Genomic DNA, 18,989 nt, shown 5'->3' with positions numbered 1-18,989 from the left:
TACCCACTGTCCGGCCATGGCGCGCGGCGCCGTTTCACCACATGGGTGGCGGCGCATGTGTTCACGACAGATCAGTGAACCCGCGCCTTGCCGATTTCCAGACCGTCTGGACCAGCAGAAACAGCAACCACGCTGCCGTCCTCGATCTCTCCAGCCAGCAGCTTCTTCGCCATCGGGTCGACCAGTTCCTTCTGGATGACCCGCTTCAGCGGGCGGGCGCCGTAGACGGGGTCGTAGCCCTTGTCGGCGAGCCAGGTCAGGGCGCTGTCGTCCAGAGCGAGCGTCAGGCGGCGGTCGGCCATCAGCTTCTCCAGACGCGCCAGCTGGATGCGGACGATGCCGCCCATCTGTTCGCGGCCGAGGCGGTGGAACAGGATGATCTCGTCGATGCGGTTCAGGAACTCGGGCCGGAAGTGGGCGCGGACCTGCTCCATGACCAGGGGACGAACCGCCTCGACATCCTCGCCTTCCGCCTGGTCGGCCAGATACTGGCTGCCCAGGTTGGAGGTCATGATGATCAGGGTGTTCTTGAAGTCGATGGTCCTTCCTTGCCCGTCGGTCAGACGGCCATCGTCCAGCACCTGAAGCAGCACGTTGAAGACATCGGGGTGGGCCTTCTCGACCTCATCGAACAGGACGACCTGATAGGGGCGGCGACGCACGGCCTCGGTCAGGGCGCCGCCCTCGTCATAACCGACATAGCCCGGAGGAGCGCCGATCAGGCGGCTTACGGAGTGCTTCTCCATATATTCTGACATGTCGATGCGGGTGATGGCGTTGTCGTCGTCGAACAAATAGCCGGCCAGCGCCTTGGTCAGCTCGGTCTTGCCCACGCCCGTGGGGCCGAGGAAGAGGAAGCTGCCCAGCGGCTTGTTGGGATCATTGAGCCCGGCGCGGGCGCGGCGCACGGCGTCGGACACGGCTTCCAGCGCCTCGTCCTGACCGACCACGCGGCGGCCCAGTTCATCCTCCATCTTGAGCAGCTTCTCGCGCTCGCCTTCCAGCATCTTGTCGACGGGCACGCCGGTCCAGCGGCTGACCACGGCGGCGATCTGCTCGGCGTCGACGACTTCAGGCGTGAGAGGGCCTTCGGCCGGTTTCTCAGCGGCTTCGGCATCGGCCAGCTGGCGCTCCAGCTGCGGGATCTGACCATAGGCGATCTCAGAGGCGCGGCCGAGGTCGCCGGCGCGCTGGGCGGCGGCCAGTTCGGCGCGCAGGCGATCCAGCGTTTCGCGCAGCTGTGCGCCCTGCCCTACCTTGTCCTTTTCCGACTTCCAGCGAGCGGTCATGTCGTCGGACTGGCCTTCGAGGTCGGCGATCTCGTCCTCAAGCTTCTCCAGACGCTGCTGCGAGGCGCTGTCGCTTTCCTTCTTCAGGGCCTCGCGCTCGATTTTCAGCTGGACCAGACGGCGGTCGATTTCGTCGAGCGCCTCGGGCTTGGAATCGACAGCCATGCGCACGCGGCTGGCCGCCTCGTCGATCAGGTCGATGGCCTTGTCGGGCAGGAAGCGGTCGGTGATGTAGCGGTTCGACAGGGTGGCCGCCGCGACGATGGCGCTGTCGCTGATCCGCACCCCGTGGTGGACCTCATACTTCTCCTTGAGGCCGCGCAGGATGGAGACGGTGTCCTCCACGGTCGGTTCGGAGACGAAGACCGGCTGGAAGCGACGAGCCAGAGCCGCGTCCTTCTCGACGTGCTTGCGGTACTCATCCAGCGTGGTGGCGCCGACGCAGTGCAGCTCGCCGCGCGCCAGCGCAGGCTTGAGCAGGTTGGAAGCGTCCATCGCCCCGTCGCCCTTACCCGCGCCGACCAGAGTGTGCATTTCGTCGATGAAGAGGACGATCTGACCCTCGGCGGCGGCGACCTCGTTCAGCACGGCCTTCAGCCGCTCCTCGAACTCGCCGCGGTATTTCGCGCCCGCGATCAGCGCGCCCATGTCGAGCGACAGGACCTTCTTGTCCTTGAGGCTTTCGGGCACGTCGCCGTTGACGATGCGCAGGGCCAGACCCTCGACGATGGCGGTCTTGCCGACACCGGGTTCCCCGATCAGCACGGGGTTGTTCTTGGTGCGGCGGGCCAGCACCTGAATGGTGCGGCGGATTTCCTCGTCGCGGCCGATGATGGGGTCGACCTTGCCGTCGCGGGCGGCCTCGGTCAGGTCGCGGGCATAGCGTTTCAGGGCGTCGAAGCTGTCCTCGGCGCCCGCGCTGTCGGCGGTCTTGCCCTTGCGGATTTCGGCCACGGCGTCGTCCAGCTTTTTAGCCGTAACGCCGGCGGATTTCAGCGCCTCGGCGGCGGCGCCGCCTTCCCTGGCGATGGCCGCCAGCAGTCGCTCCGTCGTGACGAAGGCGTCACCCGCCTTTTTCGCGGCGTCCTCAGCAGCGCTGAACACGCGGGCGGTGTCGCCGTCCAGATAGAGTTGGCCTGAGCCGCCCTCGACCTGGGGCCGCTTCTTCAGCAGCCCCTCGGTGACGAGTTCAACGGCGGACGGGTCGCCGCCTGCCTGATCGATCAGTTTGCGGGCCAGACCGTCGCGCTCCTCCAGCAGCACCTTGAGCAGGTGTTCGGGCGCGAACTGCTGGTGGCGGCGAGCCAAAGCAAGCGACTGGGCGGACTGGACGGCCTGTTTGGCGCGGTCGGAATAGAGGTCGAGATTCATGTCGTTCGTTTTCCCCTCGGGAGGCGGATTTGAACTCAATGCGCCCTTATCAAAAGCGACGCCTTGAGCTGTCGCAAAAGAGGTGGGTGTGGCCGTGACGACACGCAAGGGCTTTGAGCGGGAACCTTAAGCGTCGCCGTGCGGTTAGGACCCCATGCTGACCACCAAAATGAACCCCCGTGTCTTCTGGGGAGCAAGCGCCATCGCGGGCGGGCTGTTGCTGCTCGCCCTGTTGGCGCCCGCCACGTCCGGCCTGCTGTTCGGACGCGCCCAGGCCTGGGTGATCGACACCTTCGGCTGGTTCTATGTGGCTTCCGTCGCGGGGTTCCTGCTGTTCGTGGCCGTGCTGGCCATAGGGCCGACGGGGCGGCTGAAGCTGGGGCCGGACGACGCCGAGCCGGACTTCCCCTATGTGTCATGGCTGGCGATGCTGTTCGCGGCAGGCATGGGCATCGGCTTGATGTATTTCGCTGTCGCCGAGCCGGTACAGCACTACATCGCCCCGCCCGAGGCCCCGCCCGGCACCATAAACGCCGCGCGCGAAGCCATGGTCATCACCTATACCCACTGGGGCGTTCACGCCTGGGCCATCTACGCCGTGGTGGGTCTCAGCCTGGCCTATTTCGCGCACCGTAAGGGCCTGCCCCTGACCATGCGGTCCAGCCTCTATCCGTTGTTGGGCAAGCGGGTGAACGGCTGGCTGGGCGACGCAGTCGATATCTTCGCCATCTGCGGCACCCTGTTCGGCATCGCCACCTCCCTGGGTCTGGGCGTGGCGCAGATGAACTCGGGCCTGCACTATGTCTTCGGCCTGCCCAGCAATGTGGTCATGCAGGTGGCCCTGATCGCCGTGGTCATGGGCGTGGCGACCCTGTCGGTGCTGTCAGGCGTGGACAAGGGCGTGCGGCGGTTGTCAGAACTGAACCTGGTGCTGGCCGTCTGCCTGATGCTGTTCGTGCTGATCGCGGGGCCGACGCTGTTCCTGCTGCGGGCCTATGTGCAGAATTTCGGCCTCTATCTGGATCATTTCTTCGTCCGCACCTTCACCCTCTACGCCTATGAGCCGCGGGCGTGGATGGCGGACTGGACGCTGTTCTACTGGGCCTGGTGGATCGCCTGGTCGCCGTTCGTCGGCATGTTCATCGCCCGCATCTCGCGCGGGCGCACCGTGCGTGAGTTCCTGATCGGCGTGCTGCTGGTGCCGTCGGGCTTCACCTTCCTGTGGATGACCGTCTTCGGCAATACGGCCATGAGTTTCGACATGGCGCAGGCGGCGGGCGCCATCTCCGACGCCGTGCAGGCGGACCTGTCCACCGCCCTGTTCCGGTTCCTGGAGTATCTGCCGGGGACAGCCATCACCTCGACCCTGGCCATCGCCCTGGTGGCGGTCTTCTTCGTCACCTCGGCGGATTCCGGCTCGCTGGTCATCGACACCCTGGCCTCGGGCGGGGCCGAGGAAACGCCGCGCTGGCAGCGTATCTACTGGTGCGTGCTGCAGGGTCTGGCGGCGGCCCTGCTGCTGCTGGCGGGGGGTCTGGGCGCGCTGCAGGCGGCGACGCTGGTGGCGGCCCTGCCGTTCGCGGTCATCATGATCCTGGCCTGTTTCGGTCTGGCCCGTCAGATGGGCGCCGACCTGAGAGGCGAGGCCGTCGAGACCGAGGCCGCCCCCCTGCGCGAACAGTTGAAGCGCATCCTGGCCCCCGCCAGCCGTCGCGACATCGACCGCCAGATCGCCCGCCACGGCGCTCCGGCGCTGGAAGAGGTGCGCGCCGCCGTCGCCGCCGAGGGCCTGGAGAACAGCGAGGTCCATGCCGACGACAACGGCGTCTGGCTGCGTGTCGAGCACGCCAATGGACGTGACTTCCTCTATCGCCTCGGCGCCCGCTCGCGGCCCCGTCCGGCCCTGACCGCGCTCGAGGCGCCCGAGAGCCGCCGCGCGCTGGAATGGCGTCTCAGCGCCGTCACCGGCGACGGCGCCCGCCCGCGCGACGTGACCGGCTTCACCCGCGCCCAGATCGTGGCCGACGTGCTGGAGCATCTGCAAAGGTGGCGACTGGCGGCATAAGGCGGCTTGGCCCGGCGGACGGGCGGCGTTAGCGTCGCCGTCCAGTCTTCGGGAGCCTCGCCCATGTCCATCCGCCTGTCGCGCCGCGCCGCGCTGATCTCTTCCGCCGTCGCAGCGTCCGGCGCCGCCCTGCCCGGTCTGGCGCTGGCCCAGACCAGCCCGGACACGCGCACCGACGCCGAGATCGCCGCCGCCGCCGACGCCTGGGTGCAGCGCTGCATGGCCGCCTGGCCGGATCAGCCCGCTGTCTCCCTGGCCCTGGTGCGCGACGGAAAGACGGTGCTGGCCAAGGGCTATGGCGTACGCCGTCAGGGCAAGAATGAGCCTGCCGACGAACACACCCTGTTCGCCATCGCGTCGAACTCCAAGAACGTCACGGCCGCCTGCCTGGCCATCCTCGTCGACGAGGGCAAGGTGAAGTGGGATGAACCGATCCGCACCTATCTGCCCGGCTTCACCCTGTCGGACCCGATGGTGGGCGAGCGCATCACCGTGCGCGACACCCTCAGCCACCGCGCCGGATTCGGTCTGGGCGCGGGCGACCTGCTGTTCTGGCCCAACAGCGACCGGACGCGGGCGCAGGTGCTGGCCCAGGCCGCCTTCGTGCCGATCGAGGGCGGCTTCCGCGAAGGCTACAACTACTGCAACCTGATGTTCGTGGTCGCGGGCGCCGTGGTCGAAAAGGTGTCGGGCCTGTCATGGGAGGACTTCGTCCAGAGCCGCATCTTCGACCGCGTGGGCATGAACGAGAGCGTGCCGCTGGCCCGTCTGGCCGATCCGGCGAAGTCCGCCCTGCCCCACGCCCGCGTCGGCCCGCCCCTGCGCCTTCAGGGGCCGATGACGCAGATCGCCGCATCCATCGCCGAGGTCTGGAACTGGGATTCGGCGGCGGCGGCGGGCGGCATCTGCGCCAGCGCGACAGACTGGGCCAAGTGGATCGCCGTGCGCCTGAACGACGGCAAACTGGCCGACGGCTCACGCCTGTTCTCTGAAGCCGCCGCGCGCGAAATGCTGAAGCCGAACATCATCGCCTCCTCGTCCAACGGCCCGACGGCGGAACTGCCCAACCGCGCCGTGGCCTCGACCTACGCCATGGGGCTGCAGGTGCAGGACTATCGCGGCGAGCGGCTGGTGACCCACGGCGGCGGCTCGCCGGGCGGCATTTCCTCGACCGTCATGATCCCGGGCCGCAAGATCGGCTTCTCCGTCTTCACCAACGCCGAAGAGAGCTTCCTGCTGCGCGCCCTGCGCTCGGGCCTGTCCGACATCGTCATGAACAAGGTCGACGTCGACTGGATCGCCGATTCCCGCCGCATCGAGGCCGAAGGAACCGCCAAATCGCTGAAGGCCGCCGCCGAAATCGACGCCAAGCAGGCGGCGGGCGCAGCGCCCTCCCTGCCGTTGGAGGCCTATGCCGGAACCTGGCGCGACCCCTGGTATGGCGACATCGTCATCGAGCCGAAGACCGAGGGCCGCGGCCGCAACCGCAAGTCCGGCCTGTGGTTGCGCTTCACCCACACCCCGGCGCTGCAGGGCTGGCTGGAGCCCTATGACGGCGAAACCTTCCGCACCCGCTTCCCCGACAAACGCGAGGAAGACGCCTTCGTGACGTTCAACATCGCCACGGCCAAACCCGCCACCGCGACCTTGAAAGGCGTCTCGCCCGACATCGACTTCAGCTACGACTATCAGGACCTGCGGCTGACGCGAATCTAGTTCCAAACAGCGTCCGAAAAACTACGCTAAATATTGTTTTTCAAGGGGATGTCGAGACAAGTTAAAACCTGCGCAAAACAAGCTAAGGCCTGCGCAGGTCGTTGGCGGCCACTCATGGCTCAAAGCGGCGGTTCTGCAGGTCTGCTTTAGGTGATTGAGACGTAATAATCTCGAGTGCTAGGCCGAAGCGGCAAGGCGGCGAAGATTATCCCTCAATTGTACCCGAACATCCTCGACGGGCCGACACCAGACTTTCGCGAGTCCAGTAATAGCCAAGCTGGCATCCCAAGGCATGAGACGTTCACCATCGACAATGGCAAAGGGGCCGTCCGTCTCCGTCAAAACTCGATCGACCGGCATGGCGGCGATCAACTTTTGTCCCCGCTCTGACGCCAACATTGCTGGCCCGACGCTAAACCAAGCTCGCGAGGTTACTGCCCGTCTAAGTTCGGTCTCGCTTCCGGAAAACCAATGAAAAACTGGCAAACCAGCCTTTGGATAGGCCTCCAAAGCGTCTAGAACGGCCGTCGCGGCTCGACGGCTGTGAAGGGATAGGATGCGGCCTCCAGCGCGCTCGCAGTCCCGCAGGAGTTCGCCAAAGACTGCCTTCTGTTCAGTCCAAAACGGCCGACATTCCGATGAGCCGTCCAAACCAACCTCTCCGACATAGGCGGTGCGGGGAAGTAAGGCGGCAAACAAGCCCGTTTCTCCACGGCGAATGTGCGCCAACTGCGGGTGCAGGCCCAAGCCGGTTCGGATACGGGATTTGCCCTTCGCCAGAGCTTCGGTGCCGTCGAAAGCCGAGGGTGTTGTCTTCCTCGACCTGAAGAAGCAAGCCTTGGATTATCTCCGTTATCTGTTGGTCGAGCGGGATCTTGTCTTCCCGCCAGCTTTTCTTCGCAGGTGTACGATCGTCGTGATCGACTATGTCGAACCGCAGCCTCTCGGGGGCGGCGCGCTTGGAGCCGCGCTGGTTCCTGTAAGAATACGCGGCGGGTTCAACGTCGGCATGGAGAAATATGTAGGTCCAGAACCCGCCGACACTTACGCTGAAGCGCTCCCCGGCATGGGTGCTGCCGCTGGTCTTGCAGCCGAGACGGGCCAGTTCCGTGAGGATGCAAGACAGGACTCGCAACCGACGCTGCTGCACGGGCGTAGAAAATTTAGAACCTCCGTAGGTGGAAAAGAAATAGGTGGAGTTGGAGGCAGGTTTTCGCTCTGCGTCCTGCTTGAGAAGCCGGGCGACGATGGGGTGCGGCGTCGTCAGCGCGGCGGGCGCCTTGACGGATTTGACGGCGGCGCGGATTTCGACCTGGACCTGCGCAAGATCCCGGAAGACTGGTCGCTCCGGAAGCGCGGCAACATTCTCTCTATCCGATTGATCGACTTCTCGACCTTTGGGGACGTCCTCATAAGCCGGAAAGTAATTCGCCAGTGCGAACGGTAGCGGAGGGAGCGGCTCCACCTTTACCGGCTTCCAGCTTGGCCGCGTAGTCCGGCTTCTGCAGCTGTCGACTGCATCCCTTGCAGGCCCCCGTGCCGGGCCTGCTTGTGCTGGATCAGGTGAGCCGTCCTTACTTCCCCACCAGCGGTGACGAAGACGAAGCCGAAATCTCCGGGAAGGCCGAGGACGAGGATGTGCGGGCCATGCGCCAGCATATCGACTTCCTCTTCACCGAGACCGCCCGGCGGGCGGGCCTGCAGGTGCTTCTGATCGAGCACGCTTTCTTCGCCGACGATTCCCGCTACGTCGCGGCAACGCGGGAACGCTGGACCCGGGCATCCGGAAAGGCGCTCATCCCGCTCGACTGGCCCATTCGCGCCGATGTTTGACTTCGTACTCAACGGCGAACGTAGAAAAGGGCAGCAGCGCCGATGAGCCCCACGTCCGGTTTCCGGGCAGCCGAGCAATGTCCGCTCCTGGCGCATTCCAGTCGATCGCGTTGCGATCGCCAAGTTAAGACTGTCGCGCCCGGCAGACCCGAGACGCGGCTTCATCGCGCTGTTTTTAAAGGAAATTTTTATAACGCCAGGACAGTCTTAGCTGGTCTAGGACAGTCTTAGCTTGGAAACAGGACAGTCTTAAGTTGTCCCGACACAGGGTAATGGCGACCCCGGGAGGACTCCAACCTCCGACCTCGGCTTTAGGAAAGCCTTGCTCTATGCAGCTGAGCTACGGGGCCACAAGCGCCTGCCTAAAGGAGGTTTTCGCCGCAGGGAAGGCCCTGCGGCGATTCTGCTGGTCCAGCGTGATCCGGGAGCCTTTCGCCTTGTGGTTAACAGGCATTAAGCTACAATCCCTAGTATGGAACAAAGCCTGAATCGGCGAGTGTCGCCGATTCGGTCATGATTCGTTTCGCCCGTGTTCCAGCGCTCGGTAAGATTCTGCTTACCCTTTCCTCCTGATCGCTGCGCCGCTTGTGGAAACGAGCGGGGTTCGCCACCTTGGGCCGGTCATGAGCGACCGTTCCGCAGGCATGGCTCCGTCGCGCGTCACGGCGATCCTGGGGCCCACAAACACCGGCAAGACCCATCTGGCGGTCGAGCGGATGCTGGGTCATGGCTCGGGCATGATCGGCCTGCCGCTGCGCCTGCTGGCGCGCGAGATTTATGAGCGGATCGTCAAACGGCGCGGGGCGGCCTCAGTCGCCCTGATCACCGGCGAGGAGAAGATCGTCCCGGCGCGCCCCGCCTTCTTCGTCTGCACGGTCGAGGCCATGCCGCTGGAGCGGTCGGTCGATTTTCTGGCGGTGGACGAAATCCAGCTGGTCGCCGATCCCGAACGGGGCCACGTCTTCACGCAAAGGCTGCTGCACGCGCGCGGCCGGTTCGAGACCATGTTCCTGGGCGCCGGGACGATGGCGCCGTTGATGCGGTCGCTGGTTCCGGACGCGGAGATCGTCACCCGCGACCGGCTGTCGACGCTGAGTTACTCCGGATCGAAGAAGCTGACCCGCCTGCCTCGCCGCAGCGCCGTGGTCGCCTTCTCGACCGCGCAGGTCTACGCCATCGCCGAACTGCTGCGCCGTCAGAGGGGCGGGGCGGCCGTGGTCATGGGGTCGCTTTCGCCCCGCACCCGCAACGCCCAGGTCGAGCTGTTCCAGTCGGGCGAGGTCGATTTCCTGGTCGCCACCGACGCCATCGGCATGGGGCTGAACATGGACGTGGACCATGTGGCCTTCGCCGGTTTGAGGAAGTTCGACGGGCGGCGCACGCGCTGGCTGCACGCCGCCGAAATCGGCCAGATCGCCGGGCGGGCGGGGCGACACCTGCGCGACGGCACCTTCGGCGTCACCGGAGAAGCGGAAGAACTGGACGAGGATCTGGTCGAACAGGTGGTCGAGCATCGCTTCGATCCGGTCGAGGCGGCCGAGTGGCGCAGCGGACGGCTGGACTTCGACACCCTGCCCGACCTGCTGCGGTCGCTGACGGTCACGCCGGAGCGGCACGGGCTGCGGCTGACGGCGCAGGCGCTGGACGAGACCCTGCTGCGGCGCTTTGCGGTCGATGAGGACGTCCGGAAGATCGCTCGCTCGCGCGGCGCCCTGATGCGTTTGTGGGAGGCGTGCCAGTTGCCCGACTTCCAGAAGACGACGCTGGATGAACACGCCCGCCTGTCGAAGGAGATCTTCACCGCCCTGACCAGCCATGGCCCTCACGGGAGGGGCGGCCGCCTGACCGAGGACTGGGTGGCGCCGCGCTTCAACGATCTGGACCGCGACGACGGGCAGATCGACCAGCTGTCGGCGCGGCTGTCGGGGGTGCGGACGCTGAGCTACATCGCCAACCGGCCCGACTGGATGGCGGGAGCGCAGGAGTGGCGCGACCGGACCAAGGCGCTGGAGGAACGGCTTAGCGACGTGTTGCACGAGCGGCTGACGGCGCGGTTCGTCGACCGGCGCACGGCGGCGCTGATGCGGGCGCTGAACGTGCGGTCGGACGTGTTGGCGGGCGTGGCCGAGGACGGCGAGGTCACGGTCGAGGGCGAGGTCGTCGGCCATCTGGACGGCGTCTGCTTCACCGTCGATGCAGGCGGATCGGCGTTGGCCGACCGGGCGCTGCGGCAGGCGGCGACGCGCGCCGTGGGACCGGAGGTGGCGCGACGGCTGGGGCGGCTGGCGGCCGATGACGACGCAGCCTTCTCCGTCATGCCCGACGGCGGGGTGCTGTGGAACGGGGCGCTGACCGGGCGCATCACCAACGATGACCCCTTCTCGCCGCGCGTGCGGCTGCTGGGCGAACTGGGGCCGGTCCCGGCGCGGGAGCGGGCCGAGCGGCGCATGGAGGCCTGGCTGGCGGCCGAGGCCGGGCGGGCGCTGAAGCCGCTGAAGCGACTGCGCCATGCGATCGAGAGCGGCGCCCTGACCGGCCTGCCGCGCGGGCTGGCGTTTCGACTGATCGAGGCGGGCGGCCTGATCCCCCGGCGCGAGGTCGAGCGCGATCTGGCGGCTTTGAGCCAGCATGAACGGCGCACGCTGAAAACCTTCGCCATCCGGGTCGGCGCGCATTCGGTATGGCTGCCCGGCGTGATGAAGCCGCGGGGCGCGGCGCTGGCGCAGGCCTTCCTGCCGCGCGAGGCGACAAAGGGACTGGCGGGTGAGGGCCTGCTGGCCCTGCCCGAGCCGCCGCCGTCAGCGCGCGCCCTGTCGGCGTTCGGACGACGCGCCGTCGACCGTTGGACCGCCCCGGTGGAGGCGTTGGAAACCTTTGCGGAGGCCCAGCGCGCGGCGGGCAAGGCGCCGCTGTCGGATGAAGCGCTGAACGGTCTGGACTGGACGGCGGAGCAGGCGAAGGCGATCCACGCCGCCCTGCGCACCCCGCGCGCCGAGCAGGCGCCGCGAACCGGCAGGCCGACGCCGCCGCCCAAGGATTCGCCCTTCGCCGCCCTGGCGCAGTTGACCCAGCTGCCGCGGCCCGCGCCCTCCGACAAGACCGCACGCAGGCCCCGGCGGCGGCGGGCCACGGCGGGCAAGACTGCCGCCCAGACTGCCGCCCAGACCGCCGCCAAGACCCCCGAATGAGCGTCGAGAGCTGCCGGATCGACGTCTGGCTGTGGCGGGCGCGCTTTGCAAAGACGCGCAGTCTGGCGGCCGTCATGGTCGAGAAGGGCGCCGTGCGCCTGACGCACAACGGCGCCCAGACGCGCCTCGACAAGCCCAGCCGCAGCGTCCACCCCGGCGACGAGGTGCTGTTTGTCCAGAACGGCCGCGTGACCGCCGTGCGCGTGCTGGGTCTGGGCGAGCGGCGCGGCGCGGCGCAGCAAGCGCGCCTGCTCTATGAAGCCTCGCACCCGCCCGCGCAGGATGACAGGCCCACCCCCTAGCCGTCCCTGAAAACCCGTGCGGAAACGCCACAGGGCGATCACGCCTTGTCCGCGTCGGTTGACAGTCAGGCCCGGCGGGGCCATTTGCCCGCCCTCGACTTCCTTGCTGCCACAGGCCCGCCCGAACGCCATGACCTACATCGTCACCGACGCCTGCGTGAAATGTAAGTTCATGGACTGTGTCGAGGTGTGTCCGGTCGACTGCTTCTATGAGGGCGAGAACTTCCTGGTCATCGCGCCCGACGAATGCATCGACTGCGGCGTGTGCGAGCCGGAATGCCCCGTCGACGCCATCGTCCCCGACACCGAGGACGAGCCGGACGGCAAATGGCTGCAGGTCAACGCCGAATACGCCAAGGTCTGGCCGAACATCACGGTCAAGGGCGTGCCCCCCGCGGATCGCGAACAGTACGAACGCGAGACCGGCAAGTTCGAGAAGTATTTCAGCCCGAAGCCCGGCAAGGGCTCCTAAGAAATCGCCACATTACAGTCACAATGTGCCGGTCGTCGCCGACCGCCCTGTGGATGTTTTGAGATTTCCTGATTTTATGATAGGTTCCTCCCTATTCGAGACGGGCGGTTCCGCAGTTATGCGCGCCGCCCGCATTTGCGACAGAACCCCGCCGCAAGACGGGGTCGGCCAGAGGTTCGGTGATCCGTTTTCGCGTCTGACAGTGCGATCTTCCGCTCAACCGACGGGCCCAAGGCCCGGCGGCGGGGCGGTTTTCACTGTTTGCGCGGCGGCGAAGCCCCTCTTCTGGTCCGGGAAAGGAACGACATGACGAGCAAGACCGGTCTGGAATTCAAGGTTGGCGATGCGGTGGTCTATCCCGCCCACGGCGTCGGCAAGGTCGCCGCAATCGAGACTCAGGAAGTCGCCGGCATGGCGCTTGAGGTCTACGTCGTGACCTTCGAACACGAAAAAATGACCCTGCGCGTCCCGACCAAAAAGGCCAAGACCGCCGGCCTGCGCACCCTGGCCGCCGACGACACCGTGTCCAAGGCCCTGACCACCCTGAAGGGCCGCGCCCGCGTCAAGCGCACCATGTGGTCGCGTCGCGCGCAGGAGTATGAAGCCAAGATCAACTCGGGCGACCTGATCTCCATCGCCGAAGTGGTCCGCGACCTGCACCGCGCCGACACCCAGCCGGAACAGTCCTATTCCGAGCGCCAGCTCTATGAATCGGCTCTGGACCGCATGGCCCGCGAAGTCGCCGCCGCCAACAAGATCGACAAGGACGCCGCCATGGCCCTGCTGGGCAAGTCGCTCAGCGCCAAGAAGCCCGTCCCCTCGGCCGCCGAGGCCGAAGCCGCCTGATCGTCAGGCGCGATGGCGAACCGACAAAAGGCCCGGCGGCGACGCCGGGCCTTTTTCATGGGATTTACCCGGCTCATCGACGTGGAGAACGTTAAGGCTCACCGCGTGAAGCCAAAGCCCTGGGCCCCGGCGCCCGCCGGGATGAGCGGAAGAGGCTAGGAGCGACCCGGACGGCTGGCGAAACAGAATGGTCTGCTCAACTACGCCTGAATGGACAGGTTGAACCGGCCATTGATCCTCTAGGAGCGCGCGCATCGTCGTTCGCAGAGGCCTCGCCCCATGTCCATACCCGCCCCCTCTCCATCCCTGCGATGGAGCGACCTGCTGCATCCGGTCGTCGCCGGTCTGATCTCGGTCATCGTCAACTATGGCGGCACCTTCATCCTGGTGTTCCAGGCGGCAAAGGTCGCGGGTCTCAGCCCTGAACTGACCGCCTCATGGGTCTGGTCGATCTCCATCGGCGTGGGGACGACGGGGCTGTGGCTGAGCTGGCGCTACAAGGCGCCGATCATCACCGCATGGTCCACGCCCGCGGCGGCCTTTCTGGTCACGGCGCTGGCTGCTGCGTCCTATGCAGAGGCGATCGGCGCCTATCTGATTTCAGCGGCGGCCTTTGTGATTCTGGGGCTGTCGGGCGGGTTCGACCGGGTGATCCGCCTGATCCCGCCCTCCATCGCCGCCGCCCTGCTGGCGGGCATCCTGCTGCCGTTCGGGGTGCAGGCCTTCGGCGGCGTGGGCGTCGACCCCGTGCTGGCGGGCCTGCTGATCCTGACCTACGTCGTGCTCAAGCGGTTTACCGCGCGCTATGCGGTGGTGGGCATACTGGTGCTGGGGCTGGGCTTCCTGCTGACGCAGGGACGGGTCGACCTGTCGGGGCTGAATCTGAAGCTGGCGGCGCCGGTCTTCACCATGCCCGCCTTCTCGTTCAAGGCGCTGCTGAGCCTCGCCATCCCGATGTTCCTGATCACCCTGACAGGCCAGTATATGCCGGGGATGCTGGTGCTGCGGAACGACGGTTATCAGGTCAGCGCCAGTCCTCTGGTGACGGTGACGGGGCTGGGGTCGCTGCTGATGGCGCCCTTCGGCTCGCACGCCTTCAATGTGGCCGCCATCACCGCCGCCATCTGCACCGGCAAGGAGGCGCATGAAGACCCGACAAAGCGCTGGATCGCGGGCGTGGCGGCGGGGGTGTTCTACATTCTGGTCGGGGTGTTCGGGGTGACGCTGGCGGCGATCTTCATGGCCCTGCCCGCCGTCTTCATCACCACACTGGCGGGGCTGGCCCTGCTGGGGGCTATCGGCGGCAGTCTGGCGGGTGCGCTGAGCGAGCCGTCATCGCGCGAGGCCGCCCTGATCACCTTTCTGGCGGCGGCGGCCAATATCCAGCTGTTCGGGATCGGCGGGGCCTTCTGGGGGCTGGTGATCGGCCTGATCGCCTATGCGGCGCTGAACGGCGGCTTCATCACACGCGCCAGAGGTCTGTTGTCCGGCCGCCGCGCGCCGGAACATCCGGTCAGCTGAGACAAAAAGAGGCCGGGACATCCATCCCGGCCTCTGTGCTTTTTGCGCGGATCAGAAATATTCCGCCCCGGCGGGGCACTGGGCGGCCAGGCGGCGCGCCGTAATGCTGGCCGGGATGTAGGGCGTGCCGCGCGCCAGCTGGGCGCCGCCGTTGAAGCGGAAGGCCTGCTCCTCATAGGTGCCGTTCAGGCGCACATTGATACGGCGGCCCTTGCGGTCCTGACAGCTGCCTTCAAAGCGGGCCTTGCCGTCACCGACCTGCCGGGTCGGATAGGTGCATTGCCATTTACGTGTCGACAGGCCGCCGAAGAAGCGGTTGATCTCGCTGGGGCGCACGCACTTCTGCTCAGTGTCGCGCGAGCCCATGACGCTGGTGGTGTATTCCCAGTAGCCGGGCAGAACCTCGGACTGGGCGGCCGATTGGGCCTGGGGCGCTGACGCGGGCGCGGCCAGCAGTGCGGCCCCGGCGACCACCGGAGCGGCGACGGCCATCAGGCGGGCGAAGGGGATCAAGGTCTTCATCGATTTGCCGTTCATGGGACTCATCATGGGTCTGCCTTATATAGTCATGGCTTGAACGACTGCTGAACGAAGGCGATCCCCTCCCTTCACATATAGACTCCTGGCCTTCACAATGACTCTGTCGCCGGACGACGACTCCAGTCTTGACGCGCGGCGAGTCCTTCCTCTATACGGCCCCCTCTCGCGCGGGCCCTTATCGTTCGCTGCGTCCCTGTTTCATGCGTCCGCACCGGTATGGCGGATGTGACCTTGAGGATCTTAAGATGTCGCGTCGCTGCGAACTCACCGGTATCGGCCCCATGGTCGGCAATCACGTGAGCCACTCCAACATCAAGACCAAGCGCCGTTTCCTGCCGTCGCTGAAGACGGTCAAGGTGCAATCGGACGCTCTGGGCCAAACCTTCTCGCTGCGTATCTCGAACGCCGCCCTGCGCACCCTCGACTTCAAGGGCGGCCTGGACGCCTTCATCGTCAAGGCCCGCGACGAGCAGCTGTCGATCGCCGCCCTGCGCATCAAGCGTCAGGTCCGCGCCAAGCTGGCCGAGCAAACCGCCGCCTGATCGGCGTCGACTGACGGATTTTGAAGAGGCCGGTGGAAACACCGGCCTTTTTCTTTTTGGCCCTATGCTCACCGCCGTCATCCTCGGGCTTGACCCGAGGATCGGGCCGTCCGCCTGCAAGACATTGGCAAGGATGAGCGCGCCGCTTCCCTCGATCCTCGGGTCAAGCCCGAGGATGACGGCGGGTGGGTGAAACGACAGTCGATGATGAAGGAAAGGGCGAGCGCCAGACAAGGGCTTGCCGCGCGGCGCGCCCCCGCTACGCTCGCGGCCCGTGTTGCCGGAGTTCCTGTCTTGCGTCTTGTCGCCGCCCTTTGCCTGACCACGGCGCTGCTGTCGTCGCCCATTCTGACATCAAGGGCTTTGGCGCAGGAGACGCCGCGCGAAACCACCGCCTTCACCCTGTCCAGCGGCACGCCGCGCACGGCGGAGCAGTTGGCCCTGCGCTTCGACAAGGCGGACCTGTCGTTCAGGCTGCTGCCTGAGACGCAATCGCTGGAAGGCGTCGCGGTCCTCGACTTCACCGCCACCGCGCCGACGGCGGCGGTCGTGGTCGAGCTGGATGCGGTCTTCGCCATCGCCGCCGTCACCGTGGACGGGCAGGCGGTCGCCGACTGGTCCAACCCCGAGGGGCGGTTGACCATTCCCCTGCCCCGCCCGCTGTCCGCGGGTGAGATCGTCTCGGTCCGCATCGCCTATGCGGGTCGCCCGCATCAGGCCCAGCGCGCGCCCTGGGACGGCGGCTTCGTCTGGACCACGACGCCCGACGGCCAGCCATGGATCGCCAGCGCGGTTCAGGGCGAGGGCTGCGACCTGTTCTGGCCCTGCATCGACCATCCGCAGGGCGAGCCGGAGCAGGTGGACCTGCACATCACCGTCCCCTCAAGCCTCAGCGCCCCTGCCAACGGCCGCTTTCTGGGCAAGGCTGACAACGGCGACGGCACGACCACCTGGAACTGGACCGCGCGCCAGCCCGACACCTACGCCATCAGCCTGAACGTCGGCCCCTATGTCGAGATGGCCGCCGATTATCACAGCCGGTTCGGCAATGTGATTCCGTTGCGTTTCTGGCGACTAGCATCGGCCGACCCGGCCAAGGCGCAGGCGCTGTTCGACGAGTTCCCGCAGATGCTCGACTTCTATGAGGCAAGCATCGGCCCCTTCCCCTTCGGCGACGAGAAGATGGGCGTGGTCGAGACCCCGCACCTGGGCATGGAGCACCAGACCATCAACGCCTACGGCAACGGCTACCGGCTGGACGGCAAGGGCTATGACTGGCTGCTGCACCATGAGCTGGCGCACGAATGGTTCGGCAACCAGATGACCAACGCCGACTGGGACGACATGTGGCTGCACGAGGGGTTCGGCAGCTATATGCAGCCCCTCTACGCCCGCTGGCTGAACGGCGAGCGGGCCATGCAGGCCGAGCTTCAGACCATGCGGCTGACGCTGGCCAACCGCTTCCCGGTCGTGTCCGGCCAGCCGCAGGACGCGGCCACCGTCTATGACGACAAAACCGGCCCGGCGCTGGACCTCTATTACAAGGGGGCGCTGATCGCCCACACCCTGCGCCTGCACATCGGCGACGACGCCTTCTATGAGAGCCTGCGTCGCCTGGTCTATGGCCGCCCCGATCCGCGGCCGGGGAACTTCCAGCCGCGCTACGCCACGACGCCGGATTATGTGGCCATCGTCAATGAGGTGACGGGGCGCGACATGGGCTGGTTCTTCGACGCCTATCTCTATCAGGCTGCCCTGCCCGATCTGGTCATGACGCGGCAGGGCGAACAGGTGACGATGGAGTGGAAGACCGGAAACGGCCGCCCCTTCCCCCTGCCGGTCGAGGTCGAGGTGGACGGCGCCGTGCGCGCCCTGCCCATGACCGACGGCCGCGCGACGTTCGAGGCGCCGCAGAACGCGCACATCCTGCTGGACCCCGGCTCAAAGGTGCTGAGACGGCTGGAGTATCTGGAGCGGTGGAAAGCCTCGAGCGCCGACTGAGGCTCAGGCCGGTTCCAGCGTCCGCAAGGCATCAGCCGAAAACCGGCGCCAGTCGGCATTGTCGGCCCAGACGGCGGCCAGAGCCTGCAGCAGGTGATCCTCGTCGTCGTCGCTGTGCAGCGGCGTCGGCGTGACGCGCAGCCGCTCGGTTCCGCGCGGCACGGTGGGGAAGTTGACCGGTTGGATGTAGACGCCGTGCTCATCCATCAGGGCGTCCGTCACCGCCCGCGCCGTGGCCGCATCGCCGATCATCACCGGCAGGATATGGCTGGGGCTGGGCAGGACCGGCAGCCCCAACCGCTGCATCCCCGCCTTGATCGAGGCGGCGCGCGCCGCCAGCGCCCGGCGCGGCGCGCCGTCGGCCTTCAGATGCTGTAAAGCCGCCCGCACCCCGGCCACCACCGAAGGCGGCAGGGCCGTGCTGAAGATGAAGCCCGGCGCGTGGCTGCGGACGAAATCGACCGCCGCCGCATCGCCGGCCACATAGCCGCCCATGGCGCCGAACCCCTTGCTGAGGGTGCCCTGGATCATGCTGATGCGGTGCGACTGGCCGTCGCGTTCGGCCACGCCCGCGCCGCGCGCGCCATACAGGCCCACGGCGTGCACCTCGTCCAGATAGGTGAAGGCGCCGTGCTTTTCGGCCACGTCGCAGATGGCGGCGATGGGGGCGAAGTCGCCGTCCATCGAATAGCAGCTCTCGAAACAGACCAGCTTGGGCCGATAGCGGCAGACCCCGCTCATCAGCCGATCCAGATCGCGCCAGTCATTGTGGGCGAAGATATGCTTCTCCACGCCCGAGCGGCGCATCCCCTCGATCATGGAGGCATGGTTCAGGGCGTCGGAAAAGATCACAGCGCCGGGCAGGCGCGAGGCCAGCGTCGACAGCGCCGCGTCATTGGCCGCATAGCCCGATGTGAACAGCAGCGCCGCCTCCTTGCCGTGCAGATCAGCCAGATCCCGCTCCAGCAGGACATGTTCGTGGCTGGTGCCCGAGATGTTGCGCGTGCCGCCCGCGCCCGCGCCATAGGTGCGGATCGCGCCTTGAGCCGCCTCGACCACCTCGGGGTGGACGCCCATCGACAGGTAGTCGTTCGAGCACCAGATGGTGATGGTCCGCCCGCGCCGGTGATCGCGCGCATAGGGGGTGTCGGGGGCCAGCCGCTCCAGATCGGCGAAGACACGATAGCGGCCCTCCTGCTTCAGATCGTCCAGATCGCGGCTGAAGAAGTCGGCGAAGTCGAAAGCGCCCATGACATCACATCCCATCACAGGTCGGGCGGCGACATTGCCAACCCGCCGGGGG

Annotated in this window: 15 protein-coding genes and 1 tRNA gene; 11 read left to right on the top strand and 5 right to left on the bottom strand. The window is 66.7% G+C overall.

The annotated features are described in order from the left end of the window. Window positions 1-71: 71 nt before the first annotated feature. A complete protein-coding gene (gene clpB / locus ACORJG_RS00830; protein ID WP_427790775.1) occupies window positions 72-2,660 on the bottom strand; it encodes an ATP-dependent chaperone ClpB in 2,589 nt (862 codons plus the stop codon). A gap of 154 nt (window positions 2,661-2,814) precedes the next feature. Here clpB and ACORJG_RS00825 point away from each other — a divergent pair, with 154 nt between their 5' ends. Both ACORJG_RS00825 and ACORJG_RS00820 read left to right on the top strand, forming a co-directional pair. Next, window positions 2,815-4,725 carry a BCCT family transporter gene (locus tag ACORJG_RS00825; RefSeq protein WP_427790773.1) on the top strand — a complete coding sequence of 637 codons (1,911 nt, stop codon included), beginning with the start codon at window positions 2,815-2,817 and terminating at the stop codon, window positions 4,723-4,725. A gap of 63 nt (window positions 4,726-4,788) precedes the next feature. After that, window positions 4,789-6,441, top strand: a complete 1,653-nt coding sequence (locus ACORJG_RS00820) for a serine hydrolase (RefSeq protein WP_427790771.1) — start codon at window positions 4,789-4,791, stop codon at window positions 6,439-6,441. Window positions 6,442-6,618: 177 nt separating this feature from the next. Here ACORJG_RS00820 and qatD read toward each other — a convergent pair whose 3' ends face one another. Next, entirely contained in the window at window positions 6,619-7,200 is a 582-nt protein-coding gene (qatD, locus tag ACORJG_RS00815; protein ID WP_427793086.1) for a Qat anti-phage system TatD family nuclease QatD, read from the bottom strand. 7 nt (window positions 7,201-7,207) lie between these two features. Between qatD and ACORJG_RS00810 the strand changes: the two genes are divergently transcribed. Together ACORJG_RS00810 and ACORJG_RS00805 are read left to right on the top strand one after the other, a co-directional pair. Then, window positions 7,208-7,888 carry a hypothetical protein gene (locus ACORJG_RS00810; RefSeq protein ID WP_427790769.1) on the top strand — a complete coding sequence of 227 codons (681 nt, stop codon included), beginning with the start codon at window positions 7,208-7,210 and terminating at the stop codon, window positions 7,886-7,888. 89 nt (window positions 7,889-7,977) lie between these two features. Next, window positions 7,978-8,274 carry a DUF3732 domain-containing protein gene (locus ACORJG_RS00805; RefSeq protein ID WP_427790768.1) on the top strand — a complete coding sequence of 99 codons (297 nt, stop codon included), beginning with the start codon at window positions 7,978-7,980 and terminating at the stop codon, window positions 8,272-8,274. Window positions 8,275-8,547: 273 nt separating this feature from the next. Here ACORJG_RS00805 and ACORJG_RS00800 read toward each other — a convergent pair. Next, window positions 8,548-8,624, bottom strand: a tRNA-Arg gene (locus tag ACORJG_RS00800). A 273-nt stretch (window positions 8,625-8,897) separates the two neighbouring features. Here ACORJG_RS00800 and ACORJG_RS00795 point away from each other — a divergent pair. The 5 genes from ACORJG_RS00795 (at window position 8,898) to ACORJG_RS00775 (ending at window position 14,603) form a co-directional block, all read left to right on the top strand. Then, on the top strand, window positions 8,898-11,462 hold the full coding sequence (locus ACORJG_RS00795) for a helicase-related protein (protein WP_427790767.1): 2,565 nt from the start codon (window positions 8,898-8,900) through the stop codon (window positions 11,460-11,462). Then, on the top strand, window positions 11,459-11,764 hold the full coding sequence (locus tag ACORJG_RS00790) for an RNA-binding S4 domain-containing protein (RefSeq protein ID WP_427790765.1): 306 nt from the start codon (window positions 11,459-11,461) through the stop codon (window positions 11,762-11,764). The genes ACORJG_RS00795 and ACORJG_RS00790 overlap by 4 nt, the downstream gene beginning before the upstream one ends. Window positions 11,765-11,894: 130 nt before the next feature. Then, window positions 11,895-12,236, top strand: coding sequence for a ferredoxin FdxA (gene fdxA, locus ACORJG_RS00785; RefSeq protein WP_003166185.1), 342 nt, complete (start codon window positions 11,895-11,897; stop codon window positions 12,234-12,236). 306 nt (window positions 12,237-12,542) lie between these two features. Further along, window positions 12,543-13,082: a CarD family transcriptional regulator gene (locus tag ACORJG_RS00780; protein ID WP_343831795.1), complete on the top strand. Its 540-nt coding sequence runs from the start codon at window positions 12,543-12,545 to the stop codon at window positions 13,080-13,082. A 279-nt stretch (window positions 13,083-13,361) separates the two neighbouring features. Beyond that, window positions 13,362-14,603, top strand: coding sequence for a benzoate/H(+) symporter BenE family transporter (locus ACORJG_RS00775; protein ID WP_427790763.1), 1,242 nt, complete (start codon window positions 13,362-13,364; stop codon window positions 14,601-14,603). Between the two features lie 51 nt (window positions 14,604-14,654). Here ACORJG_RS00775 and ACORJG_RS00770 read toward each other — a convergent pair whose 3' ends face one another. Continuing rightward, window positions 14,655-15,140, bottom strand: coding sequence for a DUF3617 domain-containing protein (locus ACORJG_RS00770; RefSeq protein ID WP_427790762.1), 486 nt, complete (start codon window positions 15,138-15,140; stop codon window positions 14,655-14,657). Window positions 15,141-15,388: 248 nt separating this feature from the next. On the opposite strand from ACORJG_RS00770, the gene rpmB reads away from it, so the two are divergent. Beyond that, entirely contained in the window at window positions 15,389-15,685 is a 297-nt protein-coding gene (gene rpmB, locus ACORJG_RS00765) for a 50S ribosomal protein L28 (RefSeq protein WP_427790761.1), read from the top strand. Window positions 15,686-15,979: 294 nt separating this feature from the next. Beyond that, window positions 15,980-17,686: a M1 family metallopeptidase gene (locus tag ACORJG_RS00760; protein ID WP_427790760.1), complete on the top strand. Its 1,707-nt coding sequence runs from the start codon at window positions 15,980-15,982 to the stop codon at window positions 17,684-17,686. A 3-nt stretch (window positions 17,687-17,689) separates the two neighbouring features. Here the strand turns inward: ACORJG_RS00760 and hemA are convergent, their stop codons facing one another. Further along, on the bottom strand, window positions 17,690-18,937 hold the full coding sequence (gene hemA / locus ACORJG_RS00755; RefSeq protein ID WP_427790759.1) for a 5-aminolevulinate synthase: 1,248 nt from the start codon (window positions 18,935-18,937) through the stop codon (window positions 17,690-17,692). Window positions 18,938-18,989: the final 52 nt, after the last annotated feature.

The sequence above is a fragment of the Brevundimonas diminuta genome (assembly GCF_050310045.1).
Classification (GTDB): Bacteria; Pseudomonadota; Alphaproteobacteria; order Caulobacterales; family Caulobacteraceae; genus Brevundimonas; species Brevundimonas diminuta_F.
This window is presented reverse-complemented; position numbering and strand designations above follow the sequence as displayed.

Coding starts and splice junctions, on each gene's coding strand:
- clpB (WP_427790775.1), bottom strand. CDS start 2,660: ATGAATCTCGACCTCTATTCCGACCGCGCCAAACAGGCCGTCCAGTCC.
- ACORJG_RS00825 (WP_427790773.1), top strand. CDS start 2,815: ATGCTGACCACCAAAATGAACCCCCGTGTCTTCTGGGGAGCAAGCGCC.
- ACORJG_RS00820 (WP_427790771.1), top strand. CDS start 4,789: ATGTCCATCCGCCTGTCGCGCCGCGCCGCGCTGATCTCTTCCGCCGTC.
- ACORJG_RS00795 (WP_427790767.1), top strand. CDS start 8,898: ATGAGCGACCGTTCCGCAGGCATGGCTCCGTCGCGCGTCACGGCGATC.
- ACORJG_RS00790 (WP_427790765.1), top strand. CDS start 11,459: ATGAGCGTCGAGAGCTGCCGGATCGACGTCTGGCTGTGGCGGGCGCGC.
- fdxA (WP_003166185.1), top strand. CDS start 11,895: ATGACCTACATCGTCACCGACGCCTGCGTGAAATGTAAGTTCATGGAC.
- ACORJG_RS00780 (WP_343831795.1), top strand. CDS start 12,543: ATGACGAGCAAGACCGGTCTGGAATTCAAGGTTGGCGATGCGGTGGTC.
- ACORJG_RS00775 (WP_427790763.1), top strand. CDS start 13,362: ATGTCCATACCCGCCCCCTCTCCATCCCTGCGATGGAGCGACCTGCTG.
- ACORJG_RS00770 (WP_427790762.1), bottom strand. CDS start 15,140: ATGAACGGCAAATCGATGAAGACCTTGATCCCCTTCGCCCGCCTGATG.
- rpmB (WP_427790761.1), top strand. CDS start 15,389: ATGTCGCGTCGCTGCGAACTCACCGGTATCGGCCCCATGGTCGGCAAT.
- hemA (WP_427790759.1), bottom strand. CDS start 18,937: ATGGGCGCTTTCGACTTCGCCGACTTCTTCAGCCGCGATCTGGACGAT.